Below are 13,884 nucleotides of genomic sequence, written 5' to 3' on the forward strand. Positions count from 1 at the left end.
GCCCGGACGCCAAATGGCGGGCGCTGCATAATGACAAGCTCTGGTCGAACAACACGCTTCTGAACAGCATGACGATGGCGCGCTTTCGTCTTGAAATCGAAAAGCTTGGCTATCAGCCTGCCCATCAAGGCAAGCACGGTAATTTTGAAGCCGCAGGTATATCGCGCGAAGCGGTCATGGCCTTTTCGACCCGCCGACAGGAGGTGCTTGATGCGCGCCGGGGACCAGGACTGGAAGCTGGCAAGATTGCCGCTCTGGCCACCCGTGCGCCCAAAGAAGCCATAAAGGACAGGGATGCCTTGTCTACAACATGGCAGGAAGCAGCACGGGCGATGGATCTCGATCTTGGCGGATTGATCGACAAAGCGAACATTCGCGCAGCTGGTTTGGAGGTTGATAAAAATCCCAATCTGTCGCTGGCGCAAAAGGGATGATTTTCCTGCGCGCGTTTGCAGAAAAAATTCAGGGATTTGGTCCAAAGCCTTCCGCCGATCCTTTGGTGCCAGTGCATATCCTGAACAAACCCCGCGAAGAGATAGCTGCAGCGCAGGCGACCGCTTCAGCCATTCGCCATCTGGCGCAGCGCGAAGCAGCCTTTGGGGTTCATGATGTTTACAAGACAGCTTTGGATTTTGGCCTACCGACATCCATTGCCCATGTCGAACGCCGTGTACGGGCGCTGGTCAGGGAAGGTGAGCTCGTCCGGGGCAAAGGACGCGACCGTGATTTTGTCACCACGCGTGATGCTTTGCAGACCGAGCAGCGGATAATTGGACAGGTTGAAGCGGGCAGGGGCAAGTCAGAGCCTTTTTTGTCATCGGGCATGGCAGGCGATCAGCTGCAAGCGGTCGCGGGTCTAACTTTGGGATGACACTTAACGAAGGACAAGAGTCCGCAGGCCGGATGATATTATCATCGTCCAACCGCATTATCGCGGTGCAGGGCATTGCCGGGGCAGGCAAGAGCAGCCTTCTTAAACCCGTCTCGCAGCTTTTTGGCGAGAATGGTAAAACGGTTCTGGGTCTCGCCGTCCAGAATACGCTCGTCCAGATGCTCGAACGCGATACCGGGATTGCGTCGATGACCCTGGCGCGCTTCATCGGAAGTCACAAAACCTCCTACAGGAGGGAGCGGATAAAAATGCTCTCACAGAAGCCAAAGCCGCCATGAAAGACCATGTGCTGGTGCTCGACGAGGCCTCGATGGTATCCAATGTCGAAAAAGAAAAGCTGGTCCGGCTCGCAAACCTGCTCGAGGTAGACCGTCTGGTGATGATCGGGGACAAGAAGCAGCTTGGCGCTGTCGATGCCGGCAAGCCCTTCGCGCTTGTGCAGGCCTCGGGCATTGATACCGCAAAATGATCACCAATTTGCGCGCGCGTGATAAAATATTACGCCGCGCACAATATTCAGCCCAGGCCGGAAATATCGGCGAGGCCATGTCCTATTTGAAGGACCATATTATCGAAACCAAAGAGGGCAGCGCCCTGATCGCTGCCGAACGCTGGCTCGCGCTCTCTCCGCACGAACGGCAATCCACGGCCATTTATGCATCTGGACGGGCACTGCGCACCGCAGTCAATGAAGCGGTGCAAACCGGGCTTAAACAAAATGATGAACTGGGAAAACGCGGGCTAAAACTGGACACCTTCTCCCGCGTCAACAACACCCGTGAGGAACTGCGCTATGTTCACAGCTACAAGCCGGGCATGATGATCGAACTTAAAGCGCCGGATAGAAGTCAGCGTCTTGGCAAGGGTCAATATGATGTCATCTCGGTAGATGAACGCGCAAAGCAGCTTGTTCTTAAAGATCGCAAGGGCAGGGAGCGGAGCTTCCAGGTTGGCAAACTTCGCGCCAATGCATCTGAAGATCAGATCGCTTTATTTGAAAAGAAGCAGCTCGATATTTATGCCGGTGATAAAATTCGCTGGACCGATAGCGATCACAAACGCGGTTTATTCAATGCGGATCAGGCAAATATTACGGCAATAGATAATGATCATGTTCACTTACGAACATCTTCCGGCATGGAGCATCGACTCGCCCATAAGACCCTATGCTAAAGCGCATTGATCTAGCTTACGCGCTCAATGCCCATATGGCGCAGGGGCTGACTTCTGATCGCGGGATTGCGGTCATGGATAGCCGCGAGCGTAATCTTTCCAACAAGCAGACATTTCTGGTCACGATTACCAGATTGCGGGATGGTTTAACGCTGATCGTTGATAACCGCGAGAAACTGGAAACCGCAGTCGAGAAAAATGAAGGCGTAAAAACATCAGCGCTCGAAGTGACTAAGCGACTTGGTAAAGCCGCAGCCACGGGTCTTGCTAAAGGAATTGAAACCGCGCCCAAAGAACCGCAAAAGGAGCAGCGAGAACTGGAGAAAGAGCATAGCAAACCATTGGATATGGGGATTTAGTTTAGTTCAGAGTGACATATTTCTCAAAGCGCGCGACCAAACCAAAGTACCCGGCCTGCGATATGGACGGTGCTGCGATCAATATCCTCCCAGGTCGGATAAGTCGGGTTATCACTGGCGATGGTAATGAAGGGACTATCGGGTCTTAGCGCAATGCGCTTGACCACCAATGTATCATCGATCCGCATAACATAGATCCCATCGCGGAGCCGGGAACCATGGTCGGAAGCATCTACGAGAACGTCATCTCCGTCCGACAATGTTGGTTCCATGGAATCGCCCATGACGCGGACGACCGAAAGGCTGACGCCTCTAGCCGGTGTCAGTTTGCGCAGCCAGCGTTCATCAAAAGAGAAACGCGTTTTCCTATCCTCGCTTGTCGCCAGCGCGCCATGCCCTGCAGAGACATTGACATCGAGCACAGGGACTTCGACCATTCCGTCACTGCCAGTTGGCGGCGGCCCGCCCAACAGTTGTTCGTCAATACCGTAAAAGCTCGCTAGCCTAAGTCTGTCCTCCGGGTCCAGCTTGCGCGGCGAACCGCGCTTTATGAACTGCTGGATATAGGCAGCATTACGGCCAAGCATTTTTGAGAGGCCGGAATAATCATCCCCGTTTTGGCGGATCAGCCGATCCAGAGTTTCTCGTACATCATCCATGTTTTGTGCCTTTCGACCCCTCAATAGGATTTATCCTAGACAATATGCAATCTTCCTACTAGGAACATAACAAGAACACAAGTAATTTATGATTCGAGGAGGCCTCATTTGAAACTGTTGGATCGTATCGAAAAGCATCTGAAGCGGACGCATATGTCGCCGACGCGGTTTGGCAGACGTGCTGTCGGTGACCCGAGATTTGTATTGGATTTAAGGGAAGGGCGTAGGCCGCGGGCTAGGACGTTGATGAGAGTGGAGGATTATTTGCAGAAACAAGAATAGTCTAGTTTTGATGATATCAGCTGACATTGTTGACTCTTTTGAAGTAAGCGGCACCTATATAAACTCATCAATGAAAAATATTAGCAAATCTCCAGACATGTGCGCGTTCTGCGCATATTGCTCAAGTTACGGCAAGTTGAGCATGTCTCATGCCATTCCAAAGGCAGCGTTCAAGACAATGCTTAGAGCGGGCAGTGGAAAGGCCATTGGTATTCCCAAAGGAGACGGGGACGTGCATTTGACGAGTGACACCGGCGAGGCGCCTTTACTTTGTGAAAAATGCGAAAATGATTTTAATCGCAATTTTGACGGACCGTTGACCAACGCATTAAAAGTGCTGGAAAATGAGATTAAAAGGCAAGGTCTTCGGACTACTATAGATTTTCCAGCCAATCAAATGGCCCATGCTGTTGGTTCAGTGGCGTGGAGAATAGCCCGGTCGGATGCCCTGATGTTCAGTGAAGTCGTGTTAAGCTCAAAGCATATGGAAGAACTGGACGCGTTGATACGTTTGCCTTCGGATGAAGTTTTGAAACACTGTACGGTCCGAATTGGACGCCTTATTGACAAAACGCCTCGAAAATCTGGCGGATTTGGTGACGAATGGATGGGGCAATTCATGAAAGGACCGGAAGTTTTCTCTACACAAAAGAAGCGAAATGGAAAATTTGGTCATTTTATGATGGATTGGACCATGTTCGGCTTTATTGTCCACATTATCGTACCCCGGCTTCCTTATCCCAAGAGCAAAAATTCGGAGGGCTTAAACGCGGGGCGACCCAGATCAGAGCAGTTCCCGTTGATATGCTGGAATATCCTCCAATGAGGGATGCGCTTGTCGCCGGCTTTGCAGCGCAGGAAGAGGATAGACTAAGTCCAGCTCTAAAGAAAAGAGCCGACAAACGATCGAAAAATTAATCATGTTTGATTCAAGGTTCGGCATACATTTCTTCCGGTCTCAAATCACAACTTACGCTTTTGGCAATCCCACAAGGTGTCTGCGAGTGTTGCTTTTGCATGAGTAAATCTGCGCTTCATATTCACCGGCTAACAGAAGTTAGTAATATGTTTGACGATGGGAAAGAAAGCCCGATGGATTGAATAGAATGCTGATGTAGAGAGTGCATGCATGTGAAATTGGTAAAAATAGTCATGGGCTCAAAGGCTTCAGCAATCATTAAACCGACGGCAAATCGTTCTATGATTAGCAAAAATAACCGGATATTTGGAGCCTAAACATGCGAGATACGAGTTTTGGATCATGAGGATTGGAATAGTACGCTGTCGACGATGCTTAATCGCTTGACTGTGGATTAGCCGGATCACACATTCTAGTTATGGCAGAGCAAAAAACGGCGAGAGCGGATCCAGCCCAGCCTCCAGAGGTGGTGCAGGAGTTTATATCGAGGGAGAACTTGGTGCATACTACCTCTTAGCCTTGCTCGCCGGAACGGAACCGCGCGGAATGCCCGGGACAAAGCTCACCATTGTCCGATTCCAAGGGACCGAACAGGGCTATGCGATGGATGATCTAATCCTTGAAGGTAAAAGCCGCGCTGGCGACGCGCTACTTGAGATTCAATCAAAGCGGAATATCGCCTTCACTCGAAAAGATGCGACCTTCGCAGAGGTGGCAATGCAGATTGCTCGTACCCAAAAGCGGGATTTGCCAGATGAACGACACCTTCTAGCGGTTGCAACTCAGCGACAAAGTAAATCCATCTCCGGACCGTACCAAGACGTCCTCCTCTGGGCTAAGACGGCGGAGAGTGGTCGCCAGTTTTTCGATAGGGTTGCGGCTAAAGGCGTCGCAAGCGACGCGATGCGCTCTTTCGTCGCCACCTTTAGGTCAAATTTGCTCGCTGCAGGAGTGGTCGATGACGACGATGTCATTTGGAAACTTATGCGCCGCTTCGCAATCTTGGTCTTTGATTTTGAGTCGATAGCGCCACTTGCTCGCCTGCATGCACTAGCGTTGGCTCAGCAGGTGCTCGCAGATAAGGATATCTCACGGGCTGAAAGTCTCTGGAGTGAACTCATTGAGATTTCGATCTCTATCGCGAAAGTTGGGGGTGCGATCAGCCGGGATGAACTTCGCGCGAAGCTGGTTGATCGCGGCTTTAGTCTCGCTGGCGACCGGGACTATAGGCCAGCGCGCGCTCGTTTAGCTGATCTGGCCCGAATGACGTTAGCCGGGATAGGCACAACGGTTGGAGGTGTTACACTCACGCGCCACGAGGCCGTGGACAGCCTAAACACGGCGCTTGAAGAACACCGCTTCATCGAGCTACGTGGCGGACCGGGTGTCGGCAAGTCGGGTGTCCTGAAGCTGGTGGCGGAGCGTATCGGACGCGAGGCACGGGTGATCGTTCTCGATCAAATTTCGACGCCCGCTGGCGGATGGCTGTCGTTCTCCCAGGCGATCGGTGTTCCTGGAACCGTCAGCGAATTCTTCAATGATCTCGCGGCGAGCGGCGGCGGTCTCATAGTGATCGATGGCCTGGAGATGTTCTCAGACCCGGGTAGCCAGCGGACAGTCAACGAGTTGCTGCGGGAGGCGTCGGCCGTCACCGGCTTTTCTGTCGTAGTAACGGCGCGCGCCACCGCAGATCCTAACACCAACCGGTGGATCGCCGACGACGTTATTGATGCCTTTGATGGAATTCGCTCCGTTTCGGTTGGAGAGTTGACCGATGAGGAAGTCGAAACTCTTTCGGAAGGTGCGCCAGAACTTCGTGCAATCCTAGCTTCTGGACATCCGGCTGCCAACATCTCCCGTAATCTTTACCGTCTATCGCGTCTGATCAAAGTACCGTTGTCCGCCGACATCCGAACAGAGGCAGCTTTGGCCAGCCAGTGGTGGGCAACGGCAGACAATGCGCCCGACGACGCGATAAGAGCGGGGCAGCGTATCATCGCCGAGCTGGCGGAGATAAGCCTAAATGGCGGAAACACGATGGAGTTGCGCGATGACTCCGCTGCTCGCACTCATCTAATCGGATCGCTAACTCTAACCGAGTCCCATCGCGATCAACTCGCGTTCTATCACGATGTGCTCCGCGACTGGGGGATTGGGAACTACGTCCACGAGAATCACAAGAGACTTGCCGAAACCGATTTCACGGTGCCCGCATCTCCGCGGGTCGCACGCGGCGTCGAATTGGCTGCTCGCCTCTCACTGGAGATGTCTGATGACTGTACTCAATGGCTGAGCCTTCTCGACATACTTTCCCCGGCGGGAGCCCATAGCTCTTGGCGACGAAATGCTTTGCTGGCGATTGTGCGTTCAGAAGTTGCCGAAGACTTACTCGAACGCTGTAGTATGGCATTGCTTGCTCGGGGCGGAAGCCTCTTCACAGAGCTCGTAACGGTAATTGCGGCGGTTGATACGATCTCTACGGCAGAACTTTATGCGTCAATGAAAATAAAACCGGCAACCCTGTCCCGAAATCGTTCCGTACCAATATGACCGGCACTGGTTACAGGTTGTTAAAATGGGTGCTAGCTCATCGGGTTGAAATTCCGATCCATGCGATCAGTGCGGTCATCGACCTCGTTAAGTTGCAAATATTGACCCTTCAGGCGCTCACCAATCTCGGTTCGTCAACCGCAACGATGCTCTTCGGTTGGTTGGGTCAGCTCGACGTGCGGGAGGCGGACATCACTATTCCAACAGATTCTACGATAGAGCGGATGGAAAGCGGTACTCGACGGAGAATGATTGAAGATCTTCGATCTATCACGCTCATGCTATCCGCACTCTCGCCGAATTCTGCCAAAGCATATCTAAAGAAAATCAATGCGGATCGTGACACCCATAAGGTGAAGGCTATACGTCAGTTCAGCGCGGTCGTGGCGTCGGTCGCCCCGGTCGAGTTGGTCAATCTTGTTGCAAACAGCCTCATTGAGCCGAGCCGCCGCAAAAGCTCGCTCCACGGGGGGAAGAGAGGCCGTGTTTTAGTTTTGCCGACAGTGACTATCTCCCTGCATCGCCCGCGCAACCTCCGTTTCTCGATCTGCTAACCGCATCACCGGAGAACGGGCTGGCGCTAGTGCGTCGCCTCGTTAGCTCGGCGGGCGAGGCTTACAGCGAAGGAGCGGACCCTGGAGAAAACGGATTCACCCTCGTGTTTGACGACGGGCCGCGCTTTTTTCCCTGGACAGAGACCTACTTCTGGTCCCGCGACCAAGCCCGAGAATATTCTGTCGCTTCCGGGCTAAAGGCACTTGAGGCATGGAGCCACAGGCGGCTCGATGACGGCGAACCAGTTGATGCAGTAGTGGCCGATATTCTGGGTCCAGAAGGGAGCTGTTCTGCCTATCTTTTGGTTGCGATTGATGTGCTACTCTCGCATTTTGATGAAGGCCGTGAAGCGCTGGTACCATTTCTTGCCTGTCCCGAGCTTCTTGCCATCGATAAAACCCGAGCCGTGCACGATCAAGTAGGCAATGATCTGTTGTTATTTGGCGAGAAGGAACCCGCAGGGCTTGTAACGCTTGCTGACCTCAGAGCACGTCCGTCGCGTGAAACTCCGCTTTCCGATGCGTTATTCGCCTATCTTCGGGACGATGAGGTAGGAAACACGTTGCGCAAGCGCTTAGCTCACGCAGCTTCGACACTCGAACCATATGCGACATATTCGGATTTTTCTGATGCTCGTTTTGCCGGACGGCATGCGCTCAACTATCTCGATCTCTCGAACTGGAAGGAAATCAAGAACGGTCAGCTGATGTACCAGTCGCCGTCAAACGAAGCGGCGCATCTCGCGCAGATGCAGGCACATGGCAGCCAGTTGGCTCAGACTTCCGAGAAGGCAGCGCGTATCGATCTCGCGATCGATGGCGGTGAATATGCGACCACCGAAACCGCGCGCTTGGCGGTAGAGTACGCAGCCGGCGATTTGCCCGATGAGAGTGATACCGATGTGCTGAAGTCGCGCTCGACACGCCTCACAGTGACTGCGTTACTAGTCGCGCGCGACGGCGAAGACGATCTGCTTGAATCGCACGAAGATTGGGTGCGGGAGGTCATCCGGCGCGCCCTCGAGGAGGAGAAAGATCACTATTCCGGTTCTCAGAAAACATTGCGCTTCAACAGACCTGCAATCGGTGCGCTTGCGCTTCTGCATCTTTGGAGGAGACGTGGATTAAAAAAGGATCGGGACAAACTAGTCTCAATCGCCGCGCAGAGGAATCGAGCTAATCTTCCTGCATTTGCAGCAGCTCTCTCCATGATCGCGGAAAAAGACCCCCGGTTGTTTAAAGCAGCCATGCGAGCGGCGTTCGCAGGCTTTGTCTGGCGATGGCACCCGCACAATGAGGACGATGCGGTTCAAAAATGCTTCGAGAAGGACCGCGATGCTACTGTGCAGGAGGCTGTGGCTGCCGAGGTCGCTTGGCTTGACGGTGCCGAGGAACCGGCTTGGCCGACCTTCCCGGATGAGAATCCTATCCTGCTAAACTCGCACCGGCCCCGGACTTTACTAGGGAAACAGGCAGAACTAGATAAAGATTTGCCCGAGGAATCGGACAACGCTGACGCAGGACTACATGTTGAGAGCCAGTCAGCCGCACGGTGGCTTAGTTTACTTAGCCATGCTGATCGCGAGTATTTTGATTGGGGCGGCGAAATAGTTTCGGCTTATGCGAGATGGAGCGCCAGAATAAACGGCGCAAATTTGCCGACAGACGCCGACATTGACCGTTCCGCAAACGAATGGAATACCCAGTTCTATTCCTTGTTCGCGGAGACGCTGATGGATGCGGAGCCTGAGCAATTTGAAGAACTTGTCGGTCAGATTACCGATCTGCCGGATAAGTGTTTTGCGGATGTAGCTGAAACCGTGCTTCATAGGGCCGATGTGCTTTACTTTAATGACGCCACACGATTACCTGATCGAGCCGTCGAGTTGCGGCGGCGCATGGTGACCCGCGTAATGGCGTTGCAACGCTGGCGATACAATTATTCTCCAGGCGATCTCTCGATTGACTACGACACTGGCGGGGTAGTTGCGAAGATACTGTTCAATACACACGACCCTTTCAATGGTACAAGCAGTTACTTGGTTCCTGCGGTTGCAGACAGGCTGGACCCGTTGCTCATTCCAATTCGTGTCCTTCAGTCTGGAGGGCCGACGAGCTTCGTAGCTCTATGCACAATGAATGTGGTTCTTATCGCTCCACGCGCGCGGCATCTGGATTTCCTCCTTACGGCGACCGAGGCATGGATGGTGCGATTGCCTTCTGACCAAGGTCTGTGGGTTACGATGGGAATTGGCGGCAAGATCGTCGAATGGTTTGAGGCCGCAATCGCTGAGGAGCCAAACCTCATCAGGCCCGATCATCCGCAACGAGCTCGTATGGATTATGTCTTAGGATGTCTGATTTCGGTGGGGATTGCAGAAGCTCATAAGTTAGAGAAACAGGTCGAGGATGCCGCTAAAACCGATTCTCACGTTCTAGGTTAGAAGACACATGTTGAATAAATGCAATTGTAGGAACTTCGATAGCATGATAGAAATTTTCATATGACTAAATTGCTACTCAAGAAACCTGAGCCTTTTCTTTTCCGCTTTGCACAGCCCAGATCTGCTGATGCGGAGATGCCGGGTCATTATTGCGATGAGCAAAAAGTCTGGGTTTTGGAAACGGTGACTGGCGAACGTCCGATAATTGAAATCGACGGAGGGTCACTGATTGCCACACAAAGTAAAACTATGACGCAGGTTGAAACCGATGACGATGATTATGACAACGCTGCAATGGTGGAAACTTCGACATACACCAAAGTCAGACAAGAAGCAGATGATCAAGACGCGCAATCTGGCCTGCTTGAGCTCCAAACCAAGACTGAGGTTGTTCAAGAAAGAGACGATGAAGTTGACCCTGTCATTTGAGTTTTAGGGCTGACATCTCTTGATCCTGCTCGCGACCAACAAGCGTGATGTTACGACGGATTTTGTAGTCCAAGAAATGCGCCGCCGGGAGATCGCCTTCTTTCGATTAAACACTGAGGATATTGGTGATTTTCAGATCGATATGATTGATGGCAACCCTGCCATAATGCGCTTAACTAGGGCTTCGGAGGCGCTTGACCTATGTAAGATAACAGCGGCCTATTACCGAAGGCCAGGACGCCCTGAATTTGCAGAAACCGATGAAGCAATCGTATCTTATCTAACGGCCGAATGGTCTGCAGTTCTCCGCAGTATGTGGAATGCGCTAGAAGGTCGTTGGCTTAATTCGCCTTTCTCGATCCTCCGAGCTGAGGACAAACCCAGACAGTTAAAACTCGCGCGACAAGCCGGACTGTCCGTTCCTGCTACTCTCGTGTCCAATAATTTCTCAACTTTACATGAATTCTCATCAAGTGACTCCACCGTAGTCAAGCCACTGCGCCATGCACTGATCGAGAAAGGTAATAGAGGCAGTGTCGTATTTACTAGCCAGCTCGTAGGACTGGATGAAACAGATTGTGAGGCGATTAATCGGGCACCAATTATTGCTCAAACAGAAATACGCAAGCGTTGCGATATTCGAGTAATCGTAGTTGATGACAATTTGTTCGCCACAGCCATAGGTTCACAGGATCACGAAGAAACGCAAACCGATTGGCGCCGTGGAGTTAGAACTGACCTGTCCCACGACTCAATCAAACTTCCAAAAACATAGAGTTATCCTGTCTCTCGGTTGTAAAATTGCTCGGCTTAAGGTTTGCTGCCATTGATCTTATAGAAGATCTGGAAGGGCATTATTGGTTTCTGGAGGCTAATCCCAATGGTCAATGGGCTTGGATTGAACAGAAGACCGCGGCGCCAATCTCCGCTGCTATAGTGGATGGATTAGCGCGATGAATTGGCGGAAATTAATTGATATAATATTTCCATATATTGAAACACTACCGGACGATCAGGTTGAGAAGGATAAAGAAAGACTGGCTGAGGATCTCGCATCCATAAATTCTGCCAAATTTCGGCAGAACGAGGAACATGCACTGGACGAAGCCCGCCGCGTTGCTGCGTCTGAAGATCAGCGAGTGAAGACCGCAGAGAGTAAAGCGACCACGTATCTTGCAGTTCTCGCGGCACTAGTGCCTCTCCTGATTACGCTACAATCAACCTATTGGGAGAGCAAAGCTGGCCCAGCTCCTAGCGGATTGAAGTTTGTGGTGCTGATAACAGCTATGGTTTACGTTATGGCCGCTGGATATCATTCTTTTAAGGCGCTCCAAGTATCTGGTTTCCAGCGGGTTGGCGAAGCTGATGTAGCTTCAGCGTGGGGGTCCAGTCGGCCATTGGCACGTTTGACGCGCAATATTTTGTTAGCATCAAGGCGATCTCGTGATGTTGTGAACTCAAAGGTGACACGCATACGAGTCATTCATCACCATCTGCTGCGAGCATTTGTCGCGTTTATTCTTTTACTCCTGCTGGACCCATTATTCTATTCCTTGGGGTATAGAGTCCAAAAACGACCGATGATGAGCGCGGCCAAACAGTCGTTATTGAAAGCAATGCGTATTTAAATGAAAAACCAGGCGCCTATTTGTATCCTGGCAAGGATGAAATCAAACAATCAGGCAGGAAATCAGAAGAATCTGTCAAAAGTATATTAGTTAAGCCTGCTGACAAAACAAAAATAAATGAGTTCCGAATCCAGCCACATGCAGCTTGGAGAAATAGCCGAAATTGACCAGGAAGCGGACTGACACGTTGTTAAAAGTTGCTATTTATTGCATTATTTCAATTGGTATTACCAGCTATAGGTCGCGCCAAACAATACGTCTTTGTCCTTACAAATTATAGCTCGAAGAAACCAATGTATAAGGTAGGAATTGCAGGATTCGCTGTTTCTCTCGATTGCTTTTTGGCGGGAAGTGCCCAAAGTTCAGACCGTCCACTGGGAGTGCGCGGCGAGGAGGTCTTTCAATGTTACTTTCCGACGCAAGCTTTTTGCTAGATGCAGGGTAGAGCGGGTGGCGAAACTGGTCCTAACGATCAGTTCGCCAAATGCGAGATGGAAGGCTTCTGCGCATTTATACTTGGTCGCGACATGTTTGGGCCTAGCTGGCCTAGTCTAACGTCTCTCTAACTGGTATTGAAAACACGGATGAAGGCACGTCAATGAACGAAGACCAACGGGCGACTCTAAAACTGCTCCCTGAGCCGGGCGCGCCCCGCATTTGGCGAAACTGGCTCGCTTCAAAAGGTAGTGAGAATCCTTATTGGATAAGTGAATACCCCCTCTACTCGGATGCATGGTTCACCGCCGAGGCCCGCGATCGCGGACCATTCAACATTCTCAATGCCTTGGCGCAGACTACCCATTCAGGCGGGAAGCATGAATGGAAGCCAGCGCTCATTCTTCGTGTCGCCCACCACCTTCCTGGTGAAATGCCCGACATGAGCGTGACATCAGCGAAACATTATCATGGTGGCTGGCTTCCCGACGAAGTTGCTGCTCTCCTCTCGCTTGAGTTGGGCCTTCGAATAGTAGCAGGACCAGAAGTGCGCGAGTTTGGCGCCGATAATGATCCGCTCGGACGACCGAGGACGTATGCCTCGGCGCTCCTTCCATCGCTTCCACCGCGCTTGGGCCCGCCCCAGATGCAAAGTCTGTTCGGCACACGCAGCCTCACCGACGTTACCTTATTTGACACGCTGCCGACGCTCTCGGCTGCTGCAGCGACTACACTCGTTAAGAGCGCCCGGACATATCAGCAGGCACTGTGGATCGCAGACACGACCCCAGAGACCGCTTGGCTCTTGCTCGTTTCCGCGATCGAGATTGCTGCGGGCTTCTGGGATGCTTCCCGTATGTCACCGGCAGAAAAGCTCAAGCACAGCAAACCTGGCCTCGTTGCAATTCTTCAAGACAATACGGACTCTGACCTCGTAAGCAAGGTCGCTGAAGAACTGCATCAGGTCATTGGCTCCACGGGAAAATTCATAAGCTTTAGCACTACATTTATGCCCGAACCTCCTCCTACTCGTCCGACAATGGAACGGTTCGATTTTGGAAAGCGCTCCTATAGGGACGCCATCACCAAGATATACGACCACCGCTCTAAAGCCCTTCACGACGGAACCCCGTTCCCATCGCCTATGTGCCATCCACCTCGGGATTATGGCAAGGGCGAGGCTCCTTGGGAGAAGCCAGGCGGTCTGGGAGCTGCATCGCATGGTGCAAGCTGGCGTGAAGAGGAGTTCCCCATGCATCTCCATCTCTTTGCCTACATTGTGCGAGGAGCTCTGATTAACTGGTGGCAATCCCTGATTTCAGATTAAGCTCGAGATAGATCCGAGCAACAATTTCGCTATGATTTTGCGAAAAACCAGCCGTTGTTTCAGCTCACCGCTATACGGATAAGACGAAGCCTTGTGACCATCGCCCAGCAGTCGGCAAACACCAAGCCTGCTTATTGGAATAAAGACACGCGAAACATAGTAGGAGAATGAGCGCAAAATATGAACTATGTCCGAATTTAATTTGCAGAATGACTAGGGTCAGGACTCATTAA

The 13,884-nt window shown here is 51.9% G+C and carries 15 protein-coding genes; 14 read left to right on the forward strand and 1 reads right to left on the reverse strand.

Annotated features, from left to right (window positions below; genetic code table 11):
- The 6 genes from C8024_RS18910 to C8024_RS18935 all read left to right on the forward strand — a co-directional run.
- On the forward strand, positions 1–434 hold a 434-nt coding region (locus C8024_RS18910; protein ID WP_173208067.1), incomplete at its 5' end, for a relaxase domain-containing protein.
- A complete protein-coding gene (locus C8024_RS18915) occupies positions 431–871 on the forward strand; it encodes a hypothetical protein (RefSeq protein WP_173208070.1) in 441 nt (146 codons plus the stop codon). The genes C8024_RS18910 and C8024_RS18915, both read left to right, overlap by 4 nt.
- Positions 868–1,170, forward strand: coding sequence for an AAA family ATPase (locus tag C8024_RS18920; RefSeq protein ID WP_302051662.1), 303 nt, complete (start codon positions 868–870; stop codon positions 1,168–1,170). The genes C8024_RS18915 and C8024_RS18920 overlap by 4 nt, the downstream gene beginning before the upstream one ends.
- Positions 1,167–1,361: an AAA family ATPase gene (locus tag C8024_RS18925; protein ID WP_173208076.1), complete on the forward strand. Its 195-nt coding sequence runs from the start codon at positions 1,167–1,169 to the stop codon at positions 1,359–1,361. Before C8024_RS18920 ends, C8024_RS18925 begins: the two co-directional genes overlap by 4 nt.
- Positions 1,358–2,065 (forward strand): hypothetical protein, encoded by a 708-nt coding sequence (locus C8024_RS18930; RefSeq protein WP_173208079.1) that lies wholly within the window; start codon positions 1,358–1,360, stop codon positions 2,063–2,065. Before C8024_RS18925 ends, C8024_RS18930 begins: the two co-directional genes overlap by 4 nt.
- Entirely contained in the window at positions 2,059–2,424 is a 366-nt protein-coding gene (locus C8024_RS18935) for a hypothetical protein (protein WP_173208082.1), read from the forward strand. Before C8024_RS18930 ends, C8024_RS18935 begins: the two co-directional genes overlap by 7 nt.
- Positions 2,425–2,447: 23 nt before the next feature.
- Here the strand turns inward: C8024_RS18935 and C8024_RS18940 are convergent, their stop codons facing one another.
- Complete coding sequence (locus tag C8024_RS18940) at positions 2,448–3,083, reverse strand: S24 family peptidase (RefSeq protein ID WP_100092288.1); 636 nt, start codon at positions 3,081–3,083, stop codon at positions 2,448–2,450.
- Positions 3,084–3,372: 289 nt separating this feature from the next.
- Here C8024_RS18940 and C8024_RS18945 point away from each other — a divergent pair, with 289 nt between their 5' ends.
- The 8 genes from C8024_RS18945 (at position 3,373) to C8024_RS18980 (ending at position 13,651) form a co-directional block, all read left to right on the forward strand.
- Positions 3,373–4,191, forward strand: coding sequence for a hypothetical protein (locus C8024_RS18945; RefSeq protein WP_217272326.1), 819 nt, complete (start codon positions 3,373–3,375; stop codon positions 4,189–4,191).
- A 696-nt stretch (positions 4,192–4,887) separates the two neighbouring features.
- Complete coding sequence (locus tag C8024_RS18950) at positions 4,888–6,834, forward strand: hypothetical protein (RefSeq protein WP_173208087.1); 1,947 nt, start codon at positions 4,888–4,890, stop codon at positions 6,832–6,834.
- A complete protein-coding gene (locus C8024_RS18955; protein ID WP_173208090.1) occupies positions 6,831–7,388 on the forward strand; it encodes a hypothetical protein in 558 nt (185 codons plus the stop codon). Before C8024_RS18950 ends, C8024_RS18955 begins: the two co-directional genes overlap by 4 nt.
- 104 nt (positions 7,389–7,492) lie before the next feature.
- Positions 7,493–9,832, forward strand: a complete 2,340-nt coding sequence (locus C8024_RS18960) for a hypothetical protein (protein WP_173208093.1) — start codon at positions 7,493–7,495, stop codon at positions 9,830–9,832.
- A gap of 60 nt (positions 9,833–9,892) precedes the next feature.
- On the forward strand, positions 9,893–10,261 hold the full coding sequence (locus tag C8024_RS18965) for a hypothetical protein (RefSeq protein ID WP_100092285.1): 369 nt from the start codon (positions 9,893–9,895) through the stop codon (positions 10,259–10,261).
- Between the two features lie 19 nt (positions 10,262–10,280).
- Positions 10,281–11,036: a RimK family alpha-L-glutamate ligase gene (locus C8024_RS18970; protein WP_254306106.1), complete on the forward strand. Its 756-nt coding sequence runs from the start codon at positions 10,281–10,283 to the stop codon at positions 11,034–11,036.
- A 178-nt stretch (positions 11,037–11,214) separates the two neighbouring features.
- Complete coding sequence (locus C8024_RS18975; RefSeq protein WP_173208096.1) at positions 11,215–11,889, forward strand: hypothetical protein; 675 nt, start codon at positions 11,215–11,217, stop codon at positions 11,887–11,889.
- A gap of 598 nt (positions 11,890–12,487) precedes the next feature.
- Complete coding sequence (locus C8024_RS18980) at positions 12,488–13,651, forward strand: hypothetical protein (RefSeq protein WP_100092281.1); 1,164 nt, start codon at positions 12,488–12,490, stop codon at positions 13,649–13,651.
- The last annotated feature ends 233 nt before the right edge of the window (positions 13,652–13,884 follow it).

Origin of the sequence: Sphingopyxis sp. BSNA05 (assembly GCF_013265645.1) — a bacterium.
In the GTDB taxonomy this organism is placed as follows: Bacteria; Pseudomonadota; Alphaproteobacteria; order Sphingomonadales; family Sphingomonadaceae; genus Parasphingorhabdus.